The 25,733-nt window shown below is 67.1% G+C and carries 21 protein-coding genes; 9 read left to right on the top strand and 12 right to left on the bottom strand.

What is annotated here, in order from left to right:
- Nucleotides 1–32 precede the first annotated feature (32 nt).
- The 4 genes from FEF34_RS44265 (at nucleotide 33) to FEF34_RS20150 (ending at nucleotide 7,548) form a co-directional block, all read left to right on the top strand.
- Nucleotides 33–710, top strand: a complete 678-nt coding sequence (locus tag FEF34_RS44265) for a tyrosine-type recombinase/integrase (protein ID WP_407698352.1) — start codon at nucleotides 33–35, stop codon at nucleotides 708–710.
- Between the two features lie 1,332 nt (nucleotides 711–2,042).
- Nucleotides 2,043–4,952 (top strand): helicase-related protein, encoded by a 2,910-nt coding sequence (locus FEF34_RS20160; protein ID WP_138054413.1) that lies wholly within the window; start codon nucleotides 2,043–2,045, stop codon nucleotides 4,950–4,952.
- 62 nt (nucleotides 4,953–5,014) lie between these two features.
- Nucleotides 5,015–6,883 (top strand): hypothetical protein, encoded by a 1,869-nt coding sequence (locus FEF34_RS20155; RefSeq protein WP_138054412.1) that lies wholly within the window; start codon nucleotides 5,015–5,017, stop codon nucleotides 6,881–6,883.
- Nucleotides 6,859–7,548 carry a hypothetical protein gene (locus FEF34_RS20150; RefSeq protein ID WP_138054411.1) on the top strand — a complete coding sequence of 230 codons (690 nt, stop codon included), beginning with the start codon at nucleotides 6,859–6,861 and terminating at the stop codon, nucleotides 7,546–7,548. The genes FEF34_RS20155 and FEF34_RS20150 overlap by 25 nt, the downstream gene beginning before the upstream one ends.
- Here the strand turns inward: FEF34_RS20150 and FEF34_RS20145 are convergent.
- Complete coding sequence (locus FEF34_RS20145) at nucleotides 7,526–9,262, bottom strand: IS1182 family transposase (protein ID WP_138057341.1); 1,737 nt, start codon at nucleotides 9,260–9,262, stop codon at nucleotides 7,526–7,528. The two genes, FEF34_RS20150 and FEF34_RS20145, sit on opposite strands and share 23 nt — an antisense overlap.
- Nucleotides 9,263–9,318: 56 nt before the next feature.
- On the opposite strand from FEF34_RS20145, the gene FEF34_RS44260 reads away from it, so the two are divergent.
- On the top strand, nucleotides 9,319–9,543 hold the full coding sequence (locus FEF34_RS44260) for a phospholipase D-like domain-containing protein (protein ID WP_407698288.1): 225 nt from the start codon (nucleotides 9,319–9,321) through the stop codon (nucleotides 9,541–9,543).
- 194 nt (nucleotides 9,544–9,737) lie between these two features.
- Here the strand turns inward: FEF34_RS44260 and FEF34_RS20135 are convergent, their stop codons facing one another.
- Entirely contained in the window at nucleotides 9,738–10,547 is an 810-nt protein-coding gene (locus FEF34_RS20135; RefSeq protein ID WP_138057605.1) for a very short patch repair endonuclease, read from the bottom strand.
- Between the two features lie 5 nt (nucleotides 10,548–10,552).
- Nucleotides 10,553–11,830, bottom strand: coding sequence for a DNA cytosine methyltransferase (locus FEF34_RS20130; RefSeq protein ID WP_138054409.1), 1,278 nt, complete (start codon nucleotides 11,828–11,830; stop codon nucleotides 10,553–10,555).
- A 143-nt stretch (nucleotides 11,831–11,973) separates the two neighbouring features.
- Between FEF34_RS20130 and FEF34_RS20125 the strand changes: the two genes are divergently transcribed.
- The 3 genes from FEF34_RS20125 to aspS all read left to right on the top strand — a co-directional run bounded on the left by FEF34_RS20125 (nucleotide 11,974) and on the right by aspS (nucleotide 15,648).
- A complete protein-coding gene (locus tag FEF34_RS20125; protein ID WP_138054408.1) occupies nucleotides 11,974–12,819 on the top strand; it encodes a GIY-YIG nuclease family protein in 846 nt (281 codons plus the stop codon).
- Between the two features lie 29 nt (nucleotides 12,820–12,848).
- Complete coding sequence (locus tag FEF34_RS20120; protein ID WP_171053022.1) at nucleotides 12,849–13,532, top strand: Eco29kI family restriction endonuclease; 684 nt, start codon at nucleotides 12,849–12,851, stop codon at nucleotides 13,530–13,532.
- 799 nt (nucleotides 13,533–14,331) lie between these two features.
- Entirely contained in the window at nucleotides 14,332–15,648 is a 1,317-nt protein-coding gene (aspS, locus tag FEF34_RS20115) for an aspartate--tRNA(Asn) ligase (RefSeq protein ID WP_138054406.1), read from the top strand.
- A gap of 61 nt (nucleotides 15,649–15,709) precedes the next feature.
- On the opposite strand, the gene FEF34_RS41345 is transcribed toward aspS, so the two are convergent.
- The 6 genes from FEF34_RS41345 to FEF34_RS20085 all read right to left on the bottom strand — a co-directional run bounded on the left by FEF34_RS41345 (nucleotide 15,710) and on the right by FEF34_RS20085 (nucleotide 19,702).
- Nucleotides 15,710–16,492, bottom strand: a complete 783-nt coding sequence (locus FEF34_RS41345) for a hypothetical protein (RefSeq protein WP_171053021.1) — start codon at nucleotides 16,490–16,492, stop codon at nucleotides 15,710–15,712.
- 14 nt (nucleotides 16,493–16,506) lie between these two features.
- Nucleotides 16,507–17,385 (bottom strand): radical SAM protein, encoded by an 879-nt coding sequence (locus FEF34_RS20105; RefSeq protein ID WP_138054405.1) that lies wholly within the window; start codon nucleotides 17,383–17,385, stop codon nucleotides 16,507–16,509.
- Nucleotides 17,382–18,683, bottom strand: a complete 1,302-nt coding sequence (locus FEF34_RS20100; RefSeq protein WP_234042469.1) for a radical SAM protein — start codon at nucleotides 18,681–18,683, stop codon at nucleotides 17,382–17,384. Before FEF34_RS20100 ends, FEF34_RS20105 begins: the two co-directional genes overlap by 4 nt.
- Before the next feature lie 4 nt (nucleotides 18,684–18,687).
- Nucleotides 18,688–19,047, bottom strand: coding sequence for a hypothetical protein (locus FEF34_RS20095; protein WP_138054404.1), 360 nt, complete (start codon nucleotides 19,045–19,047; stop codon nucleotides 18,688–18,690).
- 170 nt (nucleotides 19,048–19,217) lie between these two features.
- Complete coding sequence (locus tag FEF34_RS20090) at nucleotides 19,218–19,490, bottom strand: hypothetical protein (protein ID WP_138054403.1); 273 nt, start codon at nucleotides 19,488–19,490, stop codon at nucleotides 19,218–19,220.
- The gene (locus tag FEF34_RS20085; protein WP_138054402.1) at nucleotides 19,487–19,702 is read right to left on the bottom strand and encodes a hypothetical protein; all 216 of its coding nucleotides are present in this window, start codon (nucleotides 19,700–19,702) and stop codon (nucleotides 19,487–19,489) included. The genes FEF34_RS20090 and FEF34_RS20085 overlap by 4 nt, the downstream gene beginning before the upstream one ends.
- 234 nt (nucleotides 19,703–19,936) lie before the next feature.
- Between FEF34_RS20085 and FEF34_RS20080 the strand changes: the two genes are divergently transcribed.
- Nucleotides 19,937–21,259 carry a DNA-binding protein gene (locus FEF34_RS20080; RefSeq protein WP_138054401.1) on the top strand — a complete coding sequence of 441 codons (1,323 nt, stop codon included), beginning with the start codon at nucleotides 19,937–19,939 and terminating at the stop codon, nucleotides 21,257–21,259.
- Between the two features lie 12 nt (nucleotides 21,260–21,271).
- Here the strand turns inward: FEF34_RS20080 and FEF34_RS20075 are convergent, their stop codons facing one another.
- The 3 genes from FEF34_RS20075 to FEF34_RS20060 all read right to left on the bottom strand — a co-directional run bounded on the left by FEF34_RS20075 (nucleotide 21,272) and on the right by FEF34_RS20060 (nucleotide 25,698).
- Nucleotides 21,272–22,282 (bottom strand): NAD-dependent epimerase/dehydratase family protein, encoded by a 1,011-nt coding sequence (locus FEF34_RS20075; protein ID WP_199800682.1) that lies wholly within the window; start codon nucleotides 22,280–22,282, stop codon nucleotides 21,272–21,274.
- Between the two features lie 762 nt (nucleotides 22,283–23,044).
- Nucleotides 23,045–24,601 (bottom strand): hypothetical protein, encoded by a 1,557-nt coding sequence (locus FEF34_RS20065; RefSeq protein WP_138054399.1) that lies wholly within the window; start codon nucleotides 24,599–24,601, stop codon nucleotides 23,045–23,047.
- Nucleotides 24,598–25,698 carry a bifunctional DNA primase/polymerase gene (locus FEF34_RS20060; protein WP_138054398.1) on the bottom strand — a complete coding sequence of 367 codons (1,101 nt, stop codon included), beginning with the start codon at nucleotides 25,696–25,698 and terminating at the stop codon, nucleotides 24,598–24,600. Before FEF34_RS20060 ends, FEF34_RS20065 begins: the two co-directional genes overlap by 4 nt.
- Between the last annotated feature and the right edge of the window lie 35 nt (nucleotides 25,699–25,733).

Raw genomic sequence — 25,733 nt, 5'->3', positions numbered from 1 at the left:
GGGCGGAAGAAGAACAAGCAGGCCCCCGCGGCGTGCCCATACTGCGAGGCCGGCCACCTCGGGATGTCGTTCGGCAAGCCCAAGACCGCGTCCGGCGAGGACCGCGTCATCGACCTGGACGAGGTCAACGTGGGCGCGCTGCTCTCGCACAAGCTGCGCCAGGACGACGAGCGCAGGGCCTGGGGCGTGGCTTACCAGGCTCACGGGCTGCTGTTCGCTCGCGAGGACGGGAACCCGCTGCGCCCGGACGACGTCACGAAGCTATTCGTCGCCCTGGTCGAGCTGCGGGCCTGCGCCGGGTGCGGCTGCACGACCTGCGCCACGGTCAGGCATCCCTCATGGTCGCGGCCAGCGTGGACATGGCGATCGTGTCCAAGCGACTCGGCCACTCCACGATCACGATCACGTCGGACACCTACTCGCATCTGCTGGGAGGCGTCGGGCGGGACGCTGCGGACCGCGCCTCGGCCCTCGTTCCGCGCGCCAGGCAGACCGCCCAGCCTGCGCCTGCCGACGACGAGTGTGACCACTCGGTGACCACCTCGCCGACGGATTCCACTGCCGAGCATGCCCCGGAAGCAGAAGAACCCCCGTTGACGCAGGTCAACGAGGGTTCCGAGGGTGACGCGGGTGGTAGGCCGTGTGGGACTCGAACCCACAACCAACGGATTAAAAGTCGAACGGTGTTCCACCAACTGGGCGAGTCATGATCCAGCTCGCGGGCTCCCGTGCAGGTCAGGGACTACGCCCCGTCCAGCTCGGACAGCATCAGGGAGTCCACGAGCACCCCATCCAGGGGCGTCCGCTCCCGCAATGCTCCCGCATTTCAGGCACATCTGAACTGGTCAGGCGGCGGACCGCGCCTTCAACCACCTAGAACGAGGTTGTGCAGTCGGGCGATACCGCGCATGACGTCGTGGACACCGTCTCCCGGAGATCCTTCCAGGTCTTCATGCGGGCGAGGCGTGCTCAACACGGGCTCGGACCTGTTCCCGCGCGTGGTTACGCTCCCCGCTTCCAGTTGGTCGGGCCTTTCCGCAGCCGCTGCGGTCGCCTGGAGTAGACATCCGACCATGTGAGTGTCCCTGTCGATCATGTGGAAGTGGGCGCCCGCCCGGGGACTAAGCGATCGACGTCAGTCTGGGGGCCGGACCTGCCAGACACCGTCACCGCGCATGCGGAACGAGTCGCACCGTTTGCATCGTCGCGGCACTCAGATTGGGCGGACATCTGACGACCCGGCGCGGAGCGTGGCTGTTGGATCGTCAAATATCCACTACAAAAGCCGAGTTGGATTGATCGGCGTACGCGGGCACTTTCGCTCTTGCTACGCTGTGCGGCCAGAAGCGCAGTACGCACGTAGCTCTCCTATCTCACACCACATGCAGGTCACGCGAGGGGTCACCCGGACGTGCCCATGGCTTCCTGCCCACGTCCCTTGACACAGGAGCTTTGCCATGTCCGTGTTTCATCATGGCCGTGCCATCGCGATGGCTGAAACCCCCGCCCAGAGATATGACGCTCTTCTGGGCTGCCTCTCGCGTCGCATCGTCAGTCGAGCGGCCGGTACGTTCATTCCCTCTGGAACTCGACTTCTTGACCAGCCGCAGAAGCACTTGTGGCTTGGCATGCTCGCCAGCGAGACGAAGTTGGTCAACGAGACCAACGCCGGCTTCCGCGGGCTTCAGATCACTCCACCCGCCCAGGGTTTCTCCTTCCGCATCCGAACGCTGCCAACAGCCCTCACCGTCGAAGTCGCGGCGTCAACGTTCCTGGCACTCCATCCGACTGCGGAGGAGCAGCGCGACACCGCGCTCACCCCACGCGACGCGCCTCCTTCCGACACGCGTGGCGGGGCGGCACGGGCGGGTACGACCGTTCGGGCGTCCACCTGGCCCACGGCTGGCGGCTCACCTCATGCTCGTGCGGTGGCCTCGGGAACCGGTGGGAGGACGAAGTACCCACTCGCGCAGATCTGGACGAAGGCCGCGATGGATCCTGTGCGGATCTCCGTCCGTCTGCCTCCCGCAGGAGCCCTATCGATGCGTGTGGGGGAGGGCGAGATCGCCACAGCACTCCGCTCCGCCGCGGTCCGCCACGAGCACCAGCTCTTCCGTCATCGCCTAGGCGCCCCGGCGAACGGCTCCCTCCCGCTCGAACATGACTTGGCCGATGAGCAGACGTGGGCCGCGTACGGTGCCCGCAACCTGGTCCCGGCGACACATGTGCTGCCGCCCGAACATCGTGCCGCCGTCGAGATCGAGATCACTCCGGTCGACGGGCTCTTCGAGGTCTTCATCGCGGTGGTGAACACCACGCCAGCGCCCCAGGACCAGTTGATCGATGGGGTTCGCCCCTATGAGGAGGCGTACCTCGACACCCGCCTATACCAGGTCGTCCTGACGGCGACGCTCGATGTGCCCGTCGAGCCGTACGAGCTGGAGCAGGTCGCGCAGTCGCATCGGTATGAGCGGTCTGTGCCCGCGTTCGGGCACGCCTCGCCCGTCTCACACAAGGAAGCCGACGGACAAACCACCCTCCGGACCGAGTTCGCCGCCACGGAACCGACTTGGCGCGGGTATCCCCGAAGGGAATCCTCCGACGCCGTCGGCCGACAGGTCCCGATCGCCACTTCCTTCGCCTCCTTGATCGCCGACCCGGTCGGCACCGTCTCCACACTCGTAGACCTTTTGGACGTCTGGGTGGACGACAAGTGGGGGACAACGGCCCTGGACGCACTTCACGCGGAACGCGGATGGAACGACAAGGCGCGCGCGGAGGCCGAGAAGGACGCGACGGCCGCGCGCGCGGAGGCGGCATGGGTGCGCGCCGGCTTGGATCTTCTGCACACGGACCCGAACGTGCGGGACGCCTTCGTAGCGGCGAACAAGGTGGTCCAGGCCGCTGCGGACGACTACGTCAGTTGGCACCCGTTCCAGGTCGCCTGGATCGTTGGGTGCCTGCCCGGCATGGTCGACCCCAAGCGACACCCCGCGGTCAACATCGTCTGGTTCCAGACGGGCGGCGGTAAGTCCGAGGCTTATCTCGGCCTCATGCTCGCCACGCTCTTCTACGGCCGGTACACCGGCGTCACTCGAGGCACTCAGGTATGGGCGCGCTTCCCCCTGCGACTGCTGGCCCTCCAGCAGACCGAGCGATTCGCGAAGATGGTCATGAACGCGGAGGTCCTGCGGCGACAGGATCCCCGCATCGCCCATACGGCGGCCTTCGGAATCGGGTACTTCGTCGGCGGCGGGAACACTCCGAACCGGCTCCGAAAGCCTGACGGCAGCAACTACTACAACGGACCGGACCCCTCCGACCCCGCAACCGCCGAAGCGTGCAGGGTCTTGGACAACTGCCCACTCTGTGGGCAGGGCCTCTCCGTCAAATGGGACGACCCGACCCACACCATGCGCCACATCTGTCAGAACTCCGCCTGCGAACTGGCCGGCGTGCTCCCTATCTGGGGTGTGGACGACGACATCTATCGGCGGGCACCATCTGTACTCGTCGGAACGGTCGACAAGCTCGCACAACTCGGCCAGAACCAGGCCTTCCAGATCCTGCTCGGCCGCCCGCACTCCCTGTGCCCCAAGCACGGCTACTCCGCCAGCCCCACCTGGTGCCCCGTCTTCGGATGCAAGGAAGACCGGCGCCCGGTGCCCAAGGGCTTCGGACATGTGCGGCTTGAGATCGCCGACGAACTGCACCTGCTCGACGAGAGTCTCGGCGCGCTGGACGGCATGTACGAGTCGCTACTGCAGAAGATCAGCGAGCACCTCAAGAACGATCCCTTCCAGATCGTCGGCGCCACCGCGACCATCGAGGGCTACCAGAACCAGGTGCGCCACCTCTACGACCGCGAGGCTCGGCGCTTCCCCGTCAATGGCCGGGAGGCGGGGGAGACGTTCTGGTCGACTACCCGTAAGGGCGACCCCCTGCGCCGGTACCTCGGCGTGCGCTCCCGGGCGAGCACCATGGTGACCGCCACCCGAGAGGTCGCGGTGGTTCACGATCAATGGGTGCGTGACCTGTGCGACGACCCTAAGAGCGTCGTCGCCGAAGCGGGCCTCGACGCGACCGATGCGGAGATCGTCGAGGAGGCGCGACGCGCGGGTGAGGATCTCTTCGAGGTCCTGGTCACTTACTGCCTGCGCAACGAGGACCTGACCAGCTTCGTCCGGGACCCCGCTGTACGGGAGCTGCTGGAGAGCGAGGACAACCTGGCGATCATCAACGGCGACACCAGCCCTGACGTCATCCGCTCAGCCGTCGCCCGCCTGCGGAATCCTCCGGCCCACAAATCGGAGCGGGTCAGGCTGATCGCCGCCACCAAGGCCATCGGGCACGGATTTGATGTCGCCCGCCTTGGCGTCATGGCTGTCATGGGAACACCGACCCAGGCATCCGAGATCATCCAGGCGTCCGCCCGCGTAGGGCGTCGCTTTCCCGGGCTGGTCGTGAACGTGATCAACCCCAGCCGAGACCGCGACGCGAGTGTCTTCCGCTACTACCCGGAGTGGATCCGCTACCTGGACCGCTTGGTCCACAAGGTGCCCGTGAACCGGGAATCGGTGCCCGTGCTCAAACGGGTCCTGCCGGGAGGATTGATGGCGTGGTTCCTCCAGGTCCTCGACCGCGAGTGGATCACAGGGGGCCGCCGACGCCGTTCTCTCGCCGACTCCACCGCCTTCCGCGACGCCGTGCGGGATGGAGTGTTGGACCGCGCGCTGCTCGTTTCCCTGCTTCGTCACGGATTCGGCATCGACGACACGAGTGTCTACCACCGGATGCACCGTGAGGCCATCGACGTCTGGGTCGACGATCAGCTGGCCACGCTTCCGTTTCGAGCGGAAGCCGGCAAGCGCCTCCCCGACCTGCTGCACCCGTCTGTGCCGCGATCTCTCCGCGATATCGAAGAGCCCTTGACCATCTACGGCGAGTTGTAATCGCACGCGCGTCCCGCGCCTCGTGCCCCGCCGTCCCGCTCCCGTATCCGGAGAGATTCCGCATGGTCTTCGAACAACTCAACCGCAGCAACATCCAGGCACTGTGGCGCTATATGCCGGGCCAGCCCTACAACTGGTCCCCAAAGGGCTCCGTGCTCGGCGAGCCGCCCCGCCAGGTAACCCCCCTTGATGTTCCCGAGGGCTGGGTCGCCCCACAGCTTCGCCGGTTGCTCCTGCCCTTCGAGAGCGCGTCGAAGAACGGTTCCCGATCCGGCACCGAGCTCACCGCGATCGAACGACGTCAGTTCAGTCTGGTCAAGGCGGAGGACCTCCGCGCCGCCCGCTTCCCCAACACCTTCCTCTGCCGTGCGTGTGGCGCCTTCCGGCTCATCCGCAACAGCGACAGTCTGCCCACCTGCCCCACATCCAGCCACGGGCGGATGGAGCAGTTCTCCTGGTGCGAGGTCCACGAGTGCGGGCACCTGAGCGAGCTCGCGCCCCCTCGATGCGGCTCCGGCTGTCGTGCCGCGATGCGACTCAACAACATCCGCGACCTGAACACCTCCCGCTGGTACTGGACCTGCGACCGCTGCCAGCGGCGCTCTGAAGAGCCCGTCGTCAGATGGTGTACCACCTGTCGTGACGGCCGCCCGCAAGTCATGCGGGTGCCACAAACCGCCGCCTACTACCCACAGCAGATCACCGTCATCAACCCGCCCACCCGAGGTGACTACGGTGCACTCGCCTATGAGGGTGTGTATGCGGCGGCCGTGGCGCAAAGCCTGGGCGCCCTGCCCAGAGGAGCTGAGGGACTCCGGCGCGCGGGAGGCACCAGCGTCGCGGGCGGCGCCGTGGAACAGGCTCGCGAGACGGCGGAAGCACTCGGCCTCAAGCCGGAGGATGCGCTGTACAGCCAACTCATCGCGAAGGCCAAGGAGCGGGAAGGCGAGACACCAACCTGGGACACGCGAGTCGACGCCTTGGGCCGCGATCCCGAGACGATAGAGGTATTCGGCGAAGAATGCCGACAGCTTGGCCTCGCCTGGGACGCCAAGCCCCTGACGGTCCAAAATCTGCTCGATGGCGACGCGGGCACACAACTGGAGGCTTACTACCAGCAGTACCCCAAGCTGATCTCGCGCTATGGACTCACCGACATCACCTTGCTGCGAGAACTGCCCATCGCGTACATCGTGGCGGGCTACACGAGGATCAGCAGCAACGCGGTGGCGACCACGCGCCGCGGGACCCAGACCAGGCAGCGGTTCCGCTTCTTCCCGGCGGGACGCGACAGTAAGTTCCCCATGTACGGAGTGAGAACCGAGACTGAGGGCCTGCTGTTCGAATTGGACAAGCTCGCCGTGGTGCAATGGCTCGTTGGCTCCGGCGTCATCGAGGACCCCGGCCTGGAAACCCAGGAAGAGGCCCAGCGATGGATCTTCCAGTGCAGCGATCCAGTTCTCGACGCCTTCAACGCACCTGACAACGACATCACGAAGGCCCTCCTCGGCCTCGTCCACTCCATGGCACACCGCATGATGAAGGCCCTCGCCACCCGGTGTGGGCTCAACGTCGACTCACTCGGGGAATATCTCTTCCCCGCCAATTGCGCTTTCCTCGTCTATGCCAATACCCGCAGCAACTTCACACTCGGTGGGCTCGAACACGTCTACCGATTCGACTTGGAGGACGCGCTGTGTGAACTAGACGCGGAGACCCGCTGCGTGTTCGATCCGCCTTGCCGACGAGATTTCGGCGGAGCGTGTGCCGCGTGCCTCCACATCTCCGAGGTCGCCTGCGCGAGGTTCAACACCGTTCTGGACCGGAACCTGCTGTTCGGCACGCTTCCCCCCCTCGTGTCCGGCACCACCCAAGGCTCACAACCAGGAAGAGAAAGCGAACGACGGTGGCGCGGGTACTGGAGCCGCTGAGACCCCTGGTCTCCCTGCTCCTGCAGGCACCAGCTCCTGAGGAAACCGCGGCGGCCGCGACCAACATCGCGGCCGCCGCCGGCACGGGTCCCGCGATAGCCGCGCTCATCCAGGACGCCGTAGTCGATCGACGGCTCGTGTCGTACGCCCTCGTCCACGCTGGCGTCGTGGACGAAGTCGGAGAAATCACGCAGGCAGCGCCTCTCCTTCTCGCTCAGGCTCACGCCATGGTTGCTATGTCACTCGAAGAAGGGTGGGAGCTCGTGCTCACTGTCCCGGCCTTCCTTACCGAGTCGTTGAACGAGATGTCGCGTGACAATGGAGGTCCCGGGCTGCCACTCGACACGGGCCGGACGATTCGCCATGTCGCCGAGAGCGCGCAATCGCACCTGGTGATCGCCGCACCATACCTGCACCCCTCCTTCGCGGCCACGGTGGCGCCGGCCCTCAGCACCCTCACAGAGGCTGGCGGGACCAGCACAGTGATCACGAGGGCACTGGGCCGGTCCGCGCCCGACCGCTCCAACGCCAATGTGGCAGCGGTCGCGGTCTTGCGGGATGCGGCCAGCGCGGCGGGTGGCAGGCTGAGGGTGTGCTCATGGGATGAGAGCGGGCTAGGCATCGACTCTGTTGCTGAATCCTTCAGCCGGCGAGTTGGTGGCTGAGGCGCTGCAGTCGGCTGGTGCGGGGCTTGCGTAGTGGGTTGGTGGTCCACCAGGCGTCGAGGCGGACGATGTTGAGGGCGGTGGCGGAGAAGGCGTGTTGGAGGGTGACTTTCGGTAGCCCGCGGTAGCGGGCCTGGCGGATGCCGGTGACGTCGAGGGCCTGGTTGACGGTGCTCTCGATGCCGGCGCGGAGGGCGTACTTGGCCCTCCAGGACTCGGTGTCCTGTTCGGTTCTGGCTGTGGTGGTGCGTTCGTGGAGTTCACGGGGACGCAGGGTGAGCATGCGGGTACCGCGGACCGAGCTGGTGCAGTTGGTCCGGGAGGGACAGGGACGGCAGTCGGCTCGGGCGAATTCGATCACGATGGCGTCTCGTCGGTGCTGGGTGACCGGGTACCAGCCGGCGCTGGTGGCCCCCTGGGGACAGTGGACCTGGCGGGCCTTCCAGTCGACGCGGAAGGCGCTCTTGGCGAAGCCCTCGGCGGCCTTGGCCTGCGGGGAGTGGTCGGCCAGGAGCGGGGTGACCATGCCGATGCCCCGGCCCGCCGCTTCCACGACCAGGTCGACGGAGGGGTATCCGGAGTCGAGGTAGTGCTCGCCCGGTGCGACCTGCCGCTCGGCCAGGTTCTGCTGGATGGGCGCGGTGGCCTTGACGTCCGGAACGGTCGCCTCGGTGGTGTGGACATCCGTGATCAGCCGTAATGGAAGCCTCACGGCTTCGGCTTCGGCTTCGGCTTCGGCTTCGGCTTCGGCTTCGGCTTCGGCTTCGGGGAGGGTGTCGCAGGTCTCGGTGAGGTGGACCTTGTATCCGAGCCAGAACAGGTCGTCGCCCTTGGCCGACCAGCGGGCGTCGGGGTCGTACGGGGAGGCCAGGCGGATATGGCCGGGCGGGACCCCGCTGTCGTCGGCGTCCCGCTTCTTGATCACCTCCCGTCCCCGGCCATCGGTACGGATGATGTAGGTCTGCACCATGACCTGCCGCAGGAGGGCCACCGCCTCGATCTCGCGGACCCACACCGGCGCGGTATCGGACCAGGCCGCCCGGCACAGGACCAGCGCGTCCTGGCCGAAGACCTGGGCAAGCCGGTCCCGCTTGGTCTTCGAGCCCGGCATCGTCCAGCCATCCACGCGCGGCCCGTAGCGTTCGGCGAACTCGGCGACGTCGATCACGCCGGCCAGCCAGGACGGCGCCGCCACCGCCAGCGCCTCCAGAGCGGCCCGCACACTCTCCCCGGCCAGCTCGGTCCGGTTCAGGTCACGGACCGCGCTGATCACATGGGTGGAGTCCGTGCGCTGCTTGCCACCGGCCTTGATCAGCCCGGCCTCGCGGCAGTGCTCGACGAGCCTGTCGAAGAGTGTCCGCTCCAGGCCGTGCCCGACCAGCCGGGCACGGAACTTCGACAGCGCGGAGAAGTCGAAGCCTGCATCGGAGAGCTCCGCGCCCAGCGCGTATTTCCACGACAGGCGATCCCGCGACGCGTCCGCCGCCTGCCGGTCGGTCAGGTTCTCCGTGAACTGCAGCACCGTCACCAGCGCGAGCAGGGCCGGAGACTGGGCGGGAGCCCCACGATCGGGAAACGCATCGGTGAACAACGCGTCGTCGAAAACCTCGGCAAGGTGGTCACGCACGCGCATGGGCAGGCTCCCACCAGGGAAGGCCGCACGGGCCGTTCTGGCCGTCTGTTCAGGAATGGACGGCAATCCCCCCGGCCGCATGGACACCGCGCCAACCCCCTGCGGCCGGAGCAGACAGAACGACCGCACCAACGATCATGCCGACCTGCCCGTGCCTCTGCAGGCAATTCAGCAACAGAGTCGGCATCCACTTCAAAGTCGTCCTGGCCGACGACCAACTCGCGTACATCGGTTCCGCGAACCTGACCCCCGGGGGAACCCGTGTTCACGCTGAAGCAGGCATGCTCCTGCGGGGCAGTCGAGTGAAGGCGCTCTCCCGTTGGCTCCACGTTGTGGCAGACGAGCTCACACGACGCTCGTAGCGTGGCTAAGGAAGTGGTGGAAGATGTCGCCGATCCGCGAGCCAGCGGAGGATACCGTCCAAGAGAACGAGACCGTGGAGCTCCCCATGAGACTGCTGGCGGAAGCTGGCTTGGCACCCGGCTCCACTGTGCTCGCGTTCAGCGACGGTGACGGGCGTATCGTGCTCCGTCGTCTCGAAGATTCGGTCGAGGACCTACTCGGTGGGCTTGGGTTGTAGTCCGGTCCCGCTACCGGGTGCTCGGCCTCGCGCGGGCAGAATGGCACGGATCCGATCAGCTGCCTCGGCTGGGTCCTCGTGCTCCCAGACCCGAATGACCTGCCAGCCAGCATCCCGTAGAAGGCTATCCGTCTCCGCATCCCGCCTGCGGTTGCCCTCAATCTTCTCCCGCCAGAACTCGCTGTTCTTCGTGGCGGGGCGGTGATGCTCAGGACAGCCGTGCCAGAAGCAACCATCGACGAACACGGCGACACGTGCCTTGGGAAAGACGACATCGGCCGTCCTGCGCAGGTTCGACAGGGGCCTGATCCCAACCCTGTACCGCAGGCCCTCCGCGTACAGGAGGGAGCGAAGGCGAACCTCAGGCTTCGTGTCCTTGCCGCGATTCCCCTGCATGACCGACCGAACCGCCGGCGATGTGGCCCACGAATCCTCTGGCGGCTCCTGCTCCGCGATGAGGCCAGCAGCACGCGCCATTCCCCAGGCTTGAGCGAGATTCGCGGACCGTGTGTCGTTCGTAACCTCGCCTACGTACTCGGCGGGTGATCGACCCTTGTCAGACCAGCGAAGGTAGGCCCGGATCCGCCTCGTCCTCGGAAGCAACTTCAGCTCGATCGAGGCTCTCGCGAAGCGTCCGTCCCCGAGGTCGACCATGCGTCGGTTGCGCCCCCCAGCCGCCCGGTCCTGTTCGGCCGCCAGGATCGCCCGGCTCCTGCCCTGCTTTCCCTTCCAAGCCTTGGTCGGTGGCGGCTTCTCCTTCCAGCGGCCCGATTCTGGCGCCGCCATCTCACTCACCTACCCCTCTCCGCGCCGTCCAGAGCGGCGGCGACGGCCTTAGCGAATGCCTCTCCAAGGAGAACAGGAACAGCGTTTCCGAGCTGCCGCATCTTCTCTCCGCGAGGACCCTCAAGCTTCCAATCATCGGGGAACGTCATAACGCGAGCGGTCTCCCGCACGGTCATGTAGCGGTGCAGGTATCGCCAGCCGTCCGGCTCCGTGGCATCGGGGACTCGGTCGTCCAGGAGCATCACCGACTCTCCACCTGGGACGCCGTGCACACCCGCCTTGACGGTCTTCGCCGGCCGATCAAGTTCGTTGGGAGTATGACCGTCATAGATACGAGCGTTCGGCCATCCGACGTGATAGGCGATCCCCCCGTGCTCACGCTTCTTGTCCTGCTGATCGAGCGGGATAGTCGGCAGCCTCAGCTGCCCATCTCCGTGGATCGCGTCCCTCATTGTCCGCCACGGCCTAAGGCCGTCATCAATCGGCAGAGTCGCGGGAACGCGCCTCATCACCCGAGCCCTGACGTGATCCGGGACGTCCGGGTGGTTCCTCCAGTAGGTGCCATCAGCGAACGATCGGAGCAAAGCCGTCTCCGAATGCGTCGGACTCACGAGCCGCTTGAACTCATCGATGTCCACTCTCAGATCAGCACGGAAGGCCACGATGATGACCCGATTCCGGATCTGGGGGACACCGTAGTCAGCCGCGTTGACCGGGATCATGACGGCCTTGTATCGCTTACTCAGATCAGCAGCGGGTACTTCGCCTTGAACCCTCAGAGCTTGATCGTGTTCCTGCCATGTGGTGCCCTCTCGCCGTTCCTCGAATGGGAGTTCCAGCTCCCTCAAGATGTAGTTGAAGTACGGCTTGAAGGAAGGCCGCAGAAGGCCGCGCACGTTCTCACAGATGACGGCCTTCGGCTGAATCTCCCGAACGGCCCTGAACATCTCCGGGAACATGTTGCGCTGATCCTCATCCCCCTTCGCCACACCCCCCAGGCTGAAAGGCTGGCACGGGGGGCCGCCGGCGAGCACGTCGACCTCCCCCTTGAGGTAGTCCATGTCGAGCTTCCGGATGTCTCCCTCGACGAGAGGCGGTCGCGCCGCACCTCGGGGAACACGTGGGCGCTCCCCCTCCTTGCACACCTCCGCGCCGTTGGCGGCGAGAGTCTCACACGCCCGCTTGTTGAACTCATTCAGCAGCAGGGGGCGGAACCCCGCCCGCTCCACCGCCATCGCCAGCCCTCCGCCACCGGCGAACAGCTCGACAGACGTGCGCTTCATTCTCGACTCCCCGGGCAGCTCAGCAGTCTCAAAAGCATACCGCGGAGTTGTTGATCAAGGAGGTCATTCCGCCAGACGCCTCATCCACGCTGACGTGCGACCGATATCGTGCGGTGATCATCTACGCGTAAGGAGTTGCCGGGATGACGCCCACGCTGGAGCCCAACGGCGGCGACGGTTACCACAAGGACTTCACGCTTAGCATCACGAAGGCTCTCGGCGATCAGCTCGCCGTCGCGCTGGACGGGCTGGACCGCGCGCCGCTGAACGAAGCCAGCATCGCGGGGCTCAAGGAGAAGCCGGGCGTTTACCAGCTCTACTTGAACGGCGAATTCGTGTACGTCGGCAAGGCCGACAAGTCGCTACCAGCCAGGCTCCGAAACCATCTACGCAAGATCTCCGGGCGAAGGCGAATCAGCCTCGATGAGATGACGTTCTCGTGCCTTTATGTCGCCGAAGACTTCTCGGCCCTCGCGCCAGAGCAACTACTCATCAGCCACCACAAGGAACTTGGCAACATTCCTTGGAACAACAATGGATTCGGCAACAAGGACCCCGGTCGACAGCGCGACACGACTGTCCTGAAGAGCAACCACTTCGACACTCAGTTCCCGATCGACCTGGATCGCCCCGTCGAGGGCCTAACTGTAGGGGAGTCGACACTCGAAGCGTTCCTGGAGACCGTAAAGGCGGGCCTGCCGTATAACTTCCGCTACCAGAAGTCCGCTGACCACAAGAGCCGGACCATCGACGTCCCCTCCGAGAGTTTGACCGCCGACCAAGCATTTCGGCTGATCTCTGCTGCCATACCTGAATCCTGGCAGATCACAGCCTTGATGGGTTACGGCATCATGTACGACGACGCTCCCGCTACTTACAAGAGCGCCTGGCGCTACTACAGGACCGGCTCGCATGTCGACGCTATTCCCGAGGCGGACCCGGTGGGTGAAATCGAACCGGAAGACACCTTGCCATCCAGCGACGAATAGCATCTACTACCGGGAGAATTGAAGTTCACGTGAGTAATCGAGATGACATCTATGACCCGCTGCGTCGCGAAAACTTGGGACGCAGTGTCCAATGGGCCCTCCAAGAGACAAAGCCCATCCCGCTCGGGACGGTCCGAGACCTGTCGTTCAATGGGTGCGGAATCTACGCCATTTACTACGTCGGCGATCACGATCTCTACAAGCCCCTCGCGGACCATCCGTTCGAAGTTCCCATATACGTTGGCAGGTCGACTCCCGAAGGCTCACGCACCGGGTCGGATGTGAAATCCCCGGAGGAGAGCAAGTCCCTCCGTTCTCGACTCATGACGCACGAGAACAAGATCAAGAGGGCCAATGGCCTCAAGATCGACGACTTCTACACCCGGTTCCTACCGGCGGACGACCTGTTCACGCCAATGGCCGAGAGCATGATGATCACCGAGCTCCAGCCTGTGTGGAACGTCATCCTGCATGGTTTCGGCGTGAATACGCCGGGCGACGGACGGAAGAACCAGACACGCTCGAAGTGGCATGAAGTCCACCGAGGCGTACCCGCAGGCGACGCGCTACCACCGCATCCCGGTGGCCCCGGCCCCCTTCGCCGGCAGGTGATTCTGCACCTGGCCACGCACGCGGTACGCCCAGCGCACGCCGCAGGTGTACCGCCCACCGCGGACTCCCTTGAATCGGACGGCGCCCTCCCCAGCGAGTGACCCCTCCTCGCTCGACCATGACGATGCCCCTCCCGGCCGGTGCCATCCTGAGGGGCATCGTCCGTCTAGGGCAGTCAGCCTCCCACCGGTAAGGAGATCTTGGCCGGGAGAGGGCCGGGGGAGAGCAGTGGCGCGCAGTCGGGACAGGCGTACAGGGTGACGCCATGACCGCTCACCCGTTCGATGTGCCGCACCGCGATCGGGGCGACGGTTAACCGATCGCAGCGGCAGCAGGAAGTAGCCATCATGCCCACAGGGAGCGTTCGCCTTCGGCGCGGCAGGGTCGTTGCAGTAGTCAGTCCTACCCATGTGCAGCAATCCCCTCCAGGTCGGAAGTCCAAGACCGCGAGCGGGCAGGCCGCTATACGGCTCTGAGTCGTAGTTTCCGCACATGCTCATGGCGGCTTTGGGGAGCGGCAGCGATGGACGGCGGAGTGTCCTATCTGGCCTCAGCAGGGACACATTCGGCCACGTGATACGCCGCCGCCGTGATTCCGTTGCGAGGGACTTGCGAGATCCCTACTCTCGTGGATAACGCGTAGACGGAGACGAGTAGCCACGGATCACGCGAGCAGAGAGAGCCGCCGACAGCTGGGAAGGCGGACTCGCGCCCCGTGGTGAAGACCCTCCCGAGCGCGGGGAGGAACGGTCTTCGGGCCCAATGCCCCGCCGGTTTGCCCCCGTCATCGGGCTGAATGAGGCCGCCGCTGTCTGGCGGTGGCAAAGGCGTGGTGGCACCGCGAGTACCCTTCTCGCCCACGCCCCCAAGGGATCATGACGACGCCCTTGGAGGGCTGCGATGATCCACACCACTAGCCGCGTACTGACTTCTGGCCTACGCGCGCACCTCGACCAGACCGTCACGGTCTCCGGATGGGTGAACGCGCTCCGACTGCAACGCAAGATGCAGTTCGTCATTCTGCGTGACCACTCCGGCATGCTCCAGGTGACCCATAAGCGCGACGGCGGCGCGCTGGAAGCCGTCCTCGAGTCGCTTTCGCCCGAGTCCGCTGTCCGGATCACCGGACGTGTCGTGGAGGCGGCCCAGGTCAAGCTGGGCGGCCTGGAGCTCGTCCCCGAGACGGTCGAAGTGCTGAACAGGGCGGAGACGCCCCTGCCGATCGACGAGCACACCGGTCTCGAGCACCGGCTTGACTGGCGCTTCCTCGACGTACGCAAGCGAGATGGCGCGCAGCTGGTGTTCACCGCACAGACCACCCTGGAGCAGGGGCTGCGCGAGTACGCCATGCAGCACGGGTGCACTGAGATGCACACGCCGAAGCTGATGGGCACCGCCTCGGAGTCCGGCGCGGAGGTGTTCAAGCTCGGGTACTTCGACCGGTCGGCCTACCTCGCGCAGTCGCCGCAGTTCTACAAGCAGATGGCTGTGGCGGCCGGCATCGATCGGGTCTTCGAGATCGGTCCCGTCTTCCGGGCCGAGCCGTCGTTCACCTCCCGGCACGCGACCGAGTTCACCGGCGTGGACGTGGAGCTGTCGTGGATCGACGACGTCGAGGACGTTATGGCGTTCGAGGAGCGAATGCTTGCCCACGCCATGGCGAAGGTCGCTGAGGTACACGGTGACGCGATCCAGGAGATCTTCGGCGTCGAGGTCGTCGTTCCGGAGACCCCGTTCCCCAGGATCAGGATGGCCGAGGCGCAGGCGATCCTGCGGGCCGGAGGCTGGGACCCGGAAGGGCTCAAGGAGGACCTGGACCCGGAAGGCGAGCGGGCTATCGCCGCTCACATGAAGAAGCTCACGGGTCACGAGTTCGTGTTCATCACGCACTACCCGGCCAGCATCCGGCCCTTCTACCACATGCGTCCGGCGGACCGGCCGGACCTGACACTCAGCTTCGACCTGCTCTGGAAGGGCCTGGAGATCACCACCGGCGCCCAGCGTGAACACCGCTCCGACGTGCTGCTCAAGCAGGCCGAGGAGAAGAGCATGGACACCGAGCCGATGCAGGACTACATGAACATCTTCCGGTTCGGGTGCCCGCCCCACGGCGGCCTCGGTGCCGGCCTGGGCCGGATCCTGATGGTCATGCTCGGCTTGGACTCGATCCGCGAGGCCGCGTTCCTGTTCCGGGGCCCGAACCGCCTCACCCCCTGAGCCAGGTGCAACACGCGCTGCTGCCCCACCGCCGACCTGGCGGTGGGGCAGCAGGGGTAGCTCAGTATCGGGTGTGGCCCAGGTCGAGGGTCCACGCCTCAGCCGGGTGCTTGTCCCAGTGGGCGCGCAGAGCCAACTCGCGATCGGCGTACCGGCCACGGTGGCTTAGGCCACCGTGGGAGAGGGTGACGCTGAGCGCGAGCGGCGATTCGGTAGTGACCCAATGCGGTGTAAGGGCGTGGCTCCACAGCTGGTCGCCTGGTCGCATCATCACCGACTGCCGGTCCGCCTCGTCGTGCGACGGAGGATCCTCTCCAGTGGTCTCACCGAGGACCGCGGCTTCGGGTGACAGGTGGTTGTCGGGGTTGTGATAGCTGTGGAAGGTCTTGGTCCCATGGATCTGCCACACCAGACCGTGCGAGTTGTCGTTGTGGTAGGTCGAGGCCGCTCCTTCGGTGGACAGGAACAGGATGGGCGCGCACCGCTGCCAGGTGAATCCTTGCGCCGACAGGTAGACGCGCCAGGGGACCATGACCTCTTCCTGAAAGCCGCTCAGCAGCTCGTCGTAGAACCGGGCGAGGTTGAAGTGCACCAGGCGGAATGGCCACGTGGCGATCTCCTCGACCGGGGCCGTCCGGAATGCGGCGGTGCGGTCCATGCGCACCTTCCAGTCGTCGTCTCCGAGGATCGTGAACCGCACCTCGTCGTCGCGGCGAATGCGGTCGAGGATGTCGGTCGCAGGCAGGAATAGGTAGTCGAACGGGACCTGCATGCGGAAGTTGGGCGGCTTCCTCCAATGGGTGTCGAAGTCGTCGGGATCGGTGACGGAGACCGACGGTTGCACGTGAACCCCCAAGGTCAGGCCGTCGCGCAGTCGCGGGAGGCAGGGCGGCAGATGGCGGCGCAATCGGGTACGACACGGTCCGTGGCCGGCCCGTCGAGGAAGGCCCGGATCTCGGTACGTGGGGCGTGGACACTCACCTCGGATGCGCCGTAAGGGCAGTGCCGTACCCCACCGTCAGCCGACACGTAGAGGGTGGCCGACCGACAGGGGTGGCTCTCCTTCTCGGACAGCTGTAGCTGTCGCAGGTCGTCCAGGTAGGACCGGTATCCGTTGGACAGGCGGAAGTGCTGACCGAGCGCCGCCGTATCGCGCGCCCTCTGCATCAGAGAGTCCCGGATAGATCGGCTGTCCCGACGCAAGGCGCCCTCGGAGAGGAGGACGGGGCTGAGCTGGACGTCGATCCCGGTTCCCGCTACGAGGTCGGCGACCTGGGCGGCTTCCTCGCCGTCCACGTCCCAGTAGGTCAGGTGCAGCACTTTCGAGGGGGTGTCCACGGCGTCGAGCGTCGCGACGGCCGAGGCCGCGGTCCGAGTGGTGCGGCCGAGTGTCATCGCGCCCTGCGAGTCTGCGGAGACGGTCACGTTGGTCAGAAGGTGACCGACCTCCGCGAGGGTGGAGACCTCGGACTCCGAGCGGGCCGAGGTCACCATGGACACCGTCATGCCGAACTGGAGGGCCAGGCGGACGAGCTTCCGGAGAGCTGGGTGGTGGGTGGGCTCACCACCTGTCAGGCACACGCCCTCCACCCCAGCCTCCTTCAGCCTCGACAGGGCACGCGTGTACGTCGCGGTGGTGAGGAAGCCGCGAGCTCTGTCGGCCCGGAAGCAGAAACCGCACGCGACCTCGCAGTGCCCCGCCGTCGAGACCAGCGCCGTACGGGCAGAGGCGCTCATTGCACCCCCGTGTTGTCCCAGACCGCGATGGCCACGGTGCTGGTGTAGAAGGCGCACATCTGCGGGTCGGGGGTGCTGCCGCCGATGAGGGCCTGCTCGTTGCGGGACGGGCCGCCGCAGATGGCCAGCGCCGGGCAGTCGCCGCACTCAGGGAGCGGCGCGACCTTCTTCGTCGCCCTTGTGAGGAGACTTCGGTCCGACCGCAGCTCGTCGAGTGTGTGGAGGAACGAAGGCTCGGTGAAGTTGATGTCGCACACGCTGACCCGGTCGCCGGGCAGCAGGGCTGCGTTGAGGCTGAGGTCTCCCTGCATGTGGTCGAAGAGCATCGGTCGACGGGTGTCGAGGGCCTGGAAAGCCCGGTCGAGGACAGAGAACAGCATCCCGCCCTTCCCCAACGCAGTCAGACGGGCCTCGTAGAGCTCCCGAGCCAGATCCGCCCCGTTCACCCGCCACTCGCCCCCGGTGGGGATGGGCGTGTTGACATAGATGAACTTGAGGCCGAGATCGTCGATGATCCACTGCACGCTCTCGGCCAGACGCCCGATGTTCGATGCCGTCGGGGTGAGGTTGCAGCCGACGTGCAGGCCCTTCGCTTCGACCAGGCGTCGGACGTTGCGGCGGATGCGATCGTCTGCGGGCTGGCCGCCGAGGAGGAGCCGGTTCGCCGAGTTGATTCCCGGCGGCCCGTCGATAGAGATGCCCACCCCGTACTCGCGCCGTACGAAGTGGTCGAGGGCCTCGTCCGTCAGGCGAGCGCCGTTCGTGACGACCGTGCGTCGGACCCGCGCCACGCCGTAGCGGGCCGCGAGGGTGTCGGCGAGTTCGTCGCCGTACTGCATGAGGTCGAAGCGGATGGTCGGCTCGCCGCCGAACCACTGGATCGAGACCTCCTCCTGCCCCGCATTCTGCTCGAACAGGAACTCAAGGCCGGCAGCGAGCTCCTGCTCCGTCATATCCGGCTTCCCGCTGTTGGTGTCTACGAAGCAGTACGTGCAGGCCATGTTGCAGCGGTCGGTGAGCACCACCCGGAGGCCGCTGATCCGGCGCGGGGTCGGGTCGATGCCCAGGGTGTGGAGGCGGTGGTGGAGTGCTTCACGGCGGTCGGCCGCGGGGCCGTCCTGGGTGAAGCCGAGCCCGGCGAGGGCTAAGTGCGTCGCGGTCGGGGGGACCCCGGCGAGGTCAGAGACCTCGCCGGAGTCGAGAAGCACACTCTCCAGCGTGACCGGGTCGAGGAGTACAGCCTCCCCGTCCCGGTCGTACTGGAAGTATTTCCCCCACAGCAACTGGGGAGTGGCCACTGGGTCAGGCCGCCGTTTCCTCTTCGGCGATGCCCAGCTCGGCCATGACCGCGCGGACCTGCTCCTCGGCGTCGGCCTGGAGCCGGGCGGAGGCCGCAGGGGAACCACCGTCGGCGAGGACGATCACTCCGGGAAGCGTCGGGTTCGGCGCGATGACCGTGAGACCGGCCGGCTCGGTGCTGATGACCATGACGGCGCCTTCCAGGTTGACCCAGTCCGTGCGGTCCTTCAGCGCCTCGAGGATGCGGCCCTGCTTCTCGCGGAAGGAGGCACGCTCCCCCATCCACACGCCCGCCTTGGACTTGGAGTCCACGACGTCCGCGTATATCAGGTGGTTCTGCTTCTCTCGCCTGGGTTTCGGCATGGCTGATCTCCTTGATGGAAGGGTGACTGCCCGGGGTGGGCCGTTCTGATCCGCTCTGCTAGCCGCCGGTCCGGTGCCGTAGGCACCTCGCCGGTTTGGTGCGTGGCGCCCTGGGACGCCGTTCCCCACCCGCTGTCGCCCGATTGGTCGGCAACGGGCGGGAAGCCTGTTCAGCTGCGCTTGCCGCTGTCCGGTGCCGACGGGGAAATCTGCCGTAGGGGCTGGAGGGTGTCCGGGTCGGCGGTCCATTCCCGACCCGAGTGGTCCATCGGACGCATGTGCGCCACCTTCCTGACCGGCCTGCCGGTGAGCTTCGATATGTAGATCAAGACCGCGCCCACAGTTCCGCGACGTCCGCTGGCGGGATGTGCGACGCCCTGGCCGAGGAGCCGGTGCCCGGTGTCCTCCGTGACCCAGACGTTCGCCTCCGCGGTCGCGCTCACTGGGCTCCGCCCAGGCCAAGGAAGGCGTCGAACTGGGCGGAGCTCCACGTGGAGGGGTCGCCGTGCCGGTTACGGAACGCCTCGGCGGCCCGGGGGAGACCGCGGCGCTCCGGCGGGGTGCCGGCGGCCGTCTCCACGTAGGGGGCCACGACGGCCTCGTAGCGCGTGCTGGTCGCGCCGGGGGTTCGTCGGGGAAGCCGGGGGCTGCTCACGGTCCACTCCCTTTCGCTGAGGTCGTCGAGGTGGCGCAAGAGTCCCCCTGACAGGGGTGTCACGACCACAACGCGGCTGGTGTCATCTGGCGCTCGCCAGACGACCGGGATGTCATGGAGGTGGCACCGTGATGTCATCTGCACGGATTTCATTGCGCAGCAGGGGTGTTGGCCAGTAGGCACGAAGTGGAGCGGGGCGATGTGGCCCGTCTCCTGACCTTGAGGGAGCGACCGATGGGCGATCCGGCCACGCTGCTGCGCGTGTTAGTCCAGCAACGGCATTGGTGTTACCGGGACTTCGTCACGGCGTTCGAGCGCGCGGCCTCACAGGCAGGCGTGCAGGGCTTGTCGGTCTCGGAGGCACAGTTCCGGCGGTGGACGTCGGGCCGGATCAGAACCATGCCGGTGCCGGACGCGCGCCGGGTACTGGAGCAGCTCTTCGACGTGGATGCCGCAGCACTGTTCGGGCCGCCGCCCGCGCTGTCGACGTCGGCATCGGTGACTCCCACTGCGTACAACCTCGAAAGTGAAATCGCCATGACCGCACGTGACGCCGCTGATGAGGCGGGTGCTGCCGCCGCGCAGTCCGTATCCGACACGACCATCGACCAGCTCCGTGACGACGCCCTGTCCCTCGCCCGCTCGTACAGCGCCGTAAGCGCCTTCGATGCGTTCCGGCGGGCGAAGGTCCTGCGATCGGAGGCGGAGCACCAACGTGGTCGCACCAAGGTGCCCGTGCAGCAGCAGGATCTGCTGATCGTGGCGGGGCAGGCGTGCGCGCTGCTGTCGACCGCCGCGTTCGACCTCGGCGCCCTGGACGACTCGGCACGCCTCGCCCGCTCGGCGGCCCTGTACGGGGAGATGGCGCGGTTCGATCCGCTACGGGCCTACGCCACCGGGTCCTTGGCAATCTGCGCGTACTTCACGGGCCGTCCTTCGGAGGCCGTGCGGCATGCGCGGACCGCGCTGGCCTACGCCGGTCTGGGCGACACGGCCAAGCGGCGACTGTTGTCCATCGAGGCCCGTGCTCACGGGCACCTCAGGGATCGGGAGCGGGCCAGCCGGGCGCTCGTCGCGTCCACGCGTCAGGACAGAGGCGAGCGGGACGCCCTGCACGACGACGTCGGCGGTGAGTTCGCCTTCAACGAGGAGCGGCTGCTGATGTCGAACGGCACTACCGCCCTGCTCGTCGGCGACGGAGCGGGGGCGGAGGCGGCGGCGCAGCGGGCGCTGGATCTGGTTGCGTCCCGGCCGCCGGCTCGGCAGTTGGTATCGGTGCGGGGCAAGGCCGCGGCCGACCTCGCCGCGGCGCAGGTGCTTCGGGGCGACCTGGACGCGGCGGCGGCGACGCTGGAGACGGTCTGGGTGATCCCAGCGGAACAGCGTGTGGCGGGGCTGCTGGAGCGCACGGGCGGCTTGCGGCGGGCTCTGACGGCCCCCGCGTTCAGGGGGACGCGGGTGGCTATCACGCTTGGCGAACAGATCGAGGAGTTCGGGCGTCTCTCCGCGCCTAGGCAGCTGGGAACAGGGATCGGGCTCCTTGCTATCGAGCCCTGACTCGCCCCGTGCCTACTGGCAGCCGAGGGCGGCGAGGATCTGGGCTTCCTTGTCCGGGTCCACTCCGTGCTCGGCCCACCTCGGGTGTTCGACCGGTCGGCCGTCTGCCTGCATCCACGCCCAGGTGTCGGCAATCGTGTCGGCGAGCGGACGGCAGCGGAGCCCGGCAGCTACGGCACGGGAGGCATCGACGGACCACACCCCGGAGTGGGTGCGCCACAGCGGAAGCTCTGTCCACTGCTTGACCCCGTGCGCGGCGAGTGCCACCGCTTCCGCCCATACCGGGTTGCCGGTGCTACCGGTGACGGCCAGGCACGTGGTGATGAAGTCAGCCCAGCTGATGCCCTCGGGGTGGGCGATGTTGAACGCCCGGCTGGAGCCACCGGTGTTAGCGGCCTGATCAACGGCGAAGGCTGCGACGTCCCGAACATCGACAGGCTGGATCATCTGGGTAGCCGGCGCCGGGACGACCATCGAGCCGCCACGCTGGGCACGGGTGAGCCACCAGGGGAGCCGGCCGACGTACTCACCAGGCCCCAGGATCACGCCGGGTCGCAGGAACACCACGTCGTCTCCGAAAGTGGTGCGCACGGCAGCCTCTCCACCCGCCTTCTGGAACCCATACTTCGTCGGGCTGCCGTCGGCACCGGTGTGCCCGAATGACTCATCGGCGTCCGGCGGGCACTCCAACAGCGGGGAGTCCTCGGTGAGCGGGTGGTGGGGCCACCCCTGATACACGGACACCGTGGAGACGTGCACCCACCGGGCGGCGGCCGGGCGCAGGAGGTCGGCGGCGAGAAGCACGTCACGGGGTGGGAACTCGCTACTGGATGTGTCGATTACGGCATCCCACGGTCCCTGTGAGGCTAGCCGCTTCAAGTCGTCGGGGTTGGTCCGGTCGCCCCGGACCGTGTCGGCGCCCTCGACCACACCGGAGCGTCCCCGGTTGAACGTCGTTACCACCCACCCGCGTCGAAGGGCATCGTCAACGATTGCCCGACCTAGGAACCAGGTGCCGCCCATCACCAAAATCCGCATGAGCGCGACCCTGTCACGAACCGCAATGCGACACCATCCCGCCTCCATGAGCGGCGGGGCCGGCAGAGCAGATCAACTTCCCAGCCGATGGTCAGCATCCGTTCGAGCAAGGCAAGCGGAGCCGCACCGGTGCGCAGCTCCACCTCGGCGGCAACAGCGGGGGGCCGTTTCCTGTTCGGGCCGTATCGGCTGCAGCCAGCGGAGCACGTCTCTGGACCGGCCGCAACGGGCTCAGAATGGGCCAGAGGAAACGTCAACTAGTGCCGCATCAGGCAACGTTCGCCCCGTCGCGACGCCCGGCACGCCCTCTCGCCGCACCGGCCGAAATCCCGAGTACGTCCAGTACGAGGGCTTCCGGCCGGCACGCCGAGAGCCCGCACCGGACGCCGCTCCTCGACGGGCGAACGTTGCCTGCCGCGGCACTAGTTCGCGCGCACGCGCGCGCGAGGCGCGACCGGTCGCGGCACCGGCCAGGGGTACGCGGGGGACGATGCTTCCGGTGTCCTCTCTGCCTCTCTTTCCTCCTCACCTGGGGGACAGAGAAGAGAGGGTGCAGCAGCGTCCCCCTCGTACCCGAAACCGGCTCTTGCCTGTGCCTGACCGATGAGCGGGGCGATCTGGGGTCGTTCGGGGTCGTCCCCAGTGCGTCCCCTCGGCTGCCGAGGGCGTCCCCCACCGTCCCCGGGTACGCAGCGGCCCCGGTCCGCAGTGCGCGCGGGCCGAGGCGGCTGTGGTCGGTGGAGCGGGCTACGGGGTGAACGTGATCGTGTACTTCCTGCCGTTCTTGTTGCTCGTCGGGGCGATCACGTTGATGCCCCGGGAGCGAAGGGCTGGCGCCGACTGCTTGAGCCGGGCGCTGAGGACAGCGGACGTCTGGGGCCACCTCTCCCCTGGACTGCAACGCGCGGACAGCAGCGCATTGAGTTCGGTCATAGTGCCGGTCCACCCACCATTGGGGAAGCCGGGTGAGCTCGCCCAGTCCCGTAGCACCGCCGTGACCGGGTTCCCGTCGAGCACAGCCTCGACGAGCTCGTCCTGCGAGCCATGGAAGGTCTCCAGGGCCGTCCAGCCTGTTACGCGGTCCAGCGCGTGCAGTAGTTCGGAGAAGTCGGCCATGCGCGGTCGGTCGACCAGGGCAGCCGCAGCGTGGGGAAGGTCGGCCCACACCATGACAGCCAGATCCAGGAGCGCGCCCAGGATTTGGGGACTCGCCCGCTCGTATGCGCCCCAGAGCTCCGCCAGGGAGCGTCGCTTGGTGATGCGCTGGAGTTCAAGAGCCATGCAGCGTTCGGCAAGGTCGTTGGACATGGCACCGGTGTCGATGCCCGTGAGCAGGACGGGGCGCTGGCTGACCAGGATGCTGACGTCGTCGTCGCTGTAGAGGGCACGGCTGACCTGCGCTCCGCCGGTGACGACGCGGCATAGGGCATCCGACATCCACTTCGGGATTCCCGAAAGGTTGTCGAAGGGAAGGGTCCATCCGGCCGAGGCGGTGACTCCGAGGTCTTTGAGGTTCTCCGGTGCCTGGCGGAGCGGGATTGCCGCGCCGTCGAGGAGACCTACAAGCATCCGTCCCGCTGTGGTCTTGCCTGTGCCCTGCTCTCCGGTGAGGTAGGCGATGGGGCGTGGGAGGGACGGGCGCAGGGCGGCGAGCCACCAAGCCACTGCCAGGGGCAGCGTCCCCGCGGTGAACGGGAGGATCTGGGCGAGGGTGTCGATGCCCGCCAGCCAGCCATCCTGGGGGCGCTCGGGCAGTGGGAGTTCACCAATCAACTTGGTACGTCGCCAGATCGGCCCTTCTTCCGGGTCGGGGTAGGTGAGTGTCCAGCCGTCCGGGGCAACACGAACGGACTGGCCGTCGGGCCGGCCGAGGTCGAGCCATGTCACGTTCGGGTCGTGCGCATCCGGAGCGACACGGAGCCACAGGTTCGTCTCAGGGGCCGACAGGGCGAGAGCGTCGAGAGCGGCCACCGCGTCGCTGAGAGCTGTCTGCGACGGGGTGCGGTCATGCGCCTGGAGATAACGCACGGTGAGCAGCTGCCGGACGCTGCCAGTGGAGCTGTGCGCCTTGGCCCGAAGCGGTACGGCGATCGGCGCCCCGTCCCAGGGCACGGCGTAGGGGTCACCGTTGCTGCGCAGGTACCGGAACTCGTTCTGCCCGATCGCGCGGAGCACCTCGGTCTGCGGCGGGCCCTTGTGCTGACGCTGCTGCGCCCCATCCGACGCGGAGCCGCTCAGACCCCCGGGTATGGCGACGAGCGAGCGAGCCACAGATGCCGCGTCATACGGCAGTGGCGTGGTCATGCGGCCCCCTTGAGAGTGCGTGGCTGGCGTTCACCAGCGGTCAGACCCGATCGGATCGCCGCTTCGGCTTCGCGATCCGGCAGGCCAGCGTGCCGAGCTGCATCGAGCAGCGCGTCAGCGACCTGCTGCCGGTCGAGAGAGGCGGGAGTCAGCAGCGTGCCGAGGCTGAACGCCGCGCGGTTCAGGGCGCCATTGCGGGTTCCAGAGGGCGCCTGGGCCACCGCGGTCAGTTCGCGGTGTACCGCGGCTGCGACGTAGCCTCCCCCGAGCGAGCGGCCACGCCACGGCGGTACGACCCGTGGCCGCTCGAGTCGTACTCGGTGCCCTGTGCGGTCGAGATCGCGGGCCAACCAGACAGGCAGCTCCGCGACGCTCCGGCAGTCGCCCAGCGCCTTGTACGTGCCCTTCCTGGTGATCGTGCCGGGCGCGACGGCGTACGAGGTCCCGGCGCGCAGGTCGAGCTGCCAGCCCAGTGCCCCGGCAAGCGGACGCCACGTCGTGCCGCTAGGCGCCTTGAACCAGTAGTGCACTCCGCCGGACGGCGTCAGGACGGTCAGCGTCTGCTGGCCACAACCGGGCAGCGGCGCGCGCCGTACTTCGGCAAGCAGGGCGAGCGTGTCACGGCCGTCCGTGATGCTGCCGGGGGCAACGTCGAGGGGCAGGTCGACACCGGGGAGGAGGGCCGACTGGTCGGCGGGGACCTGTCCCCCATGGCTGTCCACATCGAGGATCACCAGCCCGGAGGGTCCAGCGGCGACCCCCACGCCGGCGAAAGGCAGGCGGTGCCACCAATCGGCGATCCGGCCAGGGTCATCAGTAGCGGCGAGCACCCCGTGACAGGGACGGCCGGAGGCGATGCAGGGGCAGCCGTGCCCGTCGTGCTCGGTGTACCGCGGGTTGGGGCGCTGCTTGCTGCGCGGGGAGCACCGGTCGCATCCGCGTACGGGGATCTTGGTTCCCGGCGTGAGCGGATGAACATGCCAGCCCTGCGCGGCGGCCCACAGGGCGACGCGCAGGGGGTTCGGTGCAGCAGGGCGGAAGGAGTTCGAGTGTGAGCCGAATTCGGCAGCGCGAGGGAGCTGGATAGGCTCCTGCATGTAGAGGTCTCCTTGCGGCGGCACGGGGCGGGCTT

The organism is Streptomyces marianii (assembly GCF_005795905.1).
Classification (GTDB): Bacteria; Actinomycetota; Actinomycetes; order Streptomycetales; family Streptomycetaceae; genus Streptomyces; species Streptomyces marianii.
Note: the sequence above shows the minus strand (reverse complement) of the source record. Positions and strands in the feature narration are given on the sequence as shown.

What these genes read in the sequence shown, in the direction of transcription:
- FEF34_RS20145 (WP_138057341.1), bottom strand. Translation starts at nt 9,262, where the DNA reads ATGCGGCCGGGGGGATTGCCGTCCATTCCTGAACAGACGGCCAGAACG.
- FEF34_RS20060 (WP_138054398.1), bottom strand. Translation starts at nt 25,698, where the DNA reads ATGCAGGAGCCTATCCAGCTCCCTCGCGCTGCCGAATTCGGCTCACAC.
- FEF34_RS20095 (WP_138054404.1), bottom strand. Translation starts at nt 19,047, where the DNA reads ATGCCGAAACCCAGGCGAGAGAAGCAGAACCACCTGATATACGCGGAC.
- FEF34_RS20125 (WP_138054408.1), top strand. Translation starts at nt 11,974, where the DNA reads ATGACGCCCACGCTGGAGCCCAACGGCGGCGACGGTTACCACAAGGAC.
- aspS (WP_138054406.1), top strand. Translation starts at nt 14,332, where the DNA reads ATGATCCACACCACTAGCCGCGTACTGACTTCTGGCCTACGCGCGCAC.
- FEF34_RS20075 (WP_199800682.1), bottom strand. Translation starts at nt 22,282, where the DNA reads ATGGGCGGCACCTGGTTCCTAGGTCGGGCAATCGTTGACGATGCCCTT.
- FEF34_RS20160 (WP_138054413.1), top strand. Translation starts at nt 2,043, where the DNA reads ATGCGTGTGGGGGAGGGCGAGATCGCCACAGCACTCCGCTCCGCCGCG.
- FEF34_RS20105 (WP_138054405.1), bottom strand. Translation starts at nt 17,385, where the DNA reads ATGAGCGCCTCTGCCCGTACGGCGCTGGTCTCGACGGCGGGGCACTGC.
- FEF34_RS44260 (WP_407698288.1), top strand. Translation starts at nt 9,319, where the DNA reads ATGCCGACCTGCCCGTGCCTCTGCAGGCAATTCAGCAACAGAGTCGGC.
- FEF34_RS20155 (WP_138054412.1), top strand. Translation starts at nt 5,015, where the DNA reads ATGGTCTTCGAACAACTCAACCGCAGCAACATCCAGGCACTGTGGCGC.
- FEF34_RS20065 (WP_138054399.1), bottom strand. Translation starts at nt 24,601, where the DNA reads ATGACCACGCCACTGCCGTATGACGCGGCATCTGTGGCTCGCTCGCTC.
- FEF34_RS20130 (WP_138054409.1), bottom strand. Translation starts at nt 11,830, where the DNA reads ATGAAGCGCACGTCTGTCGAGCTGTTCGCCGGTGGCGGAGGGCTGGCG.
- FEF34_RS20135 (WP_138057605.1), bottom strand. Translation starts at nt 10,547, where the DNA reads ATGGCGGCGCCAGAATCGGGCCGCTGGAAGGAGAAGCCGCCACCGACC.
- FEF34_RS20080 (WP_138054401.1), top strand. Translation starts at nt 19,937, where the DNA reads ATGGGCGATCCGGCCACGCTGCTGCGCGTGTTAGTCCAGCAACGGCAT.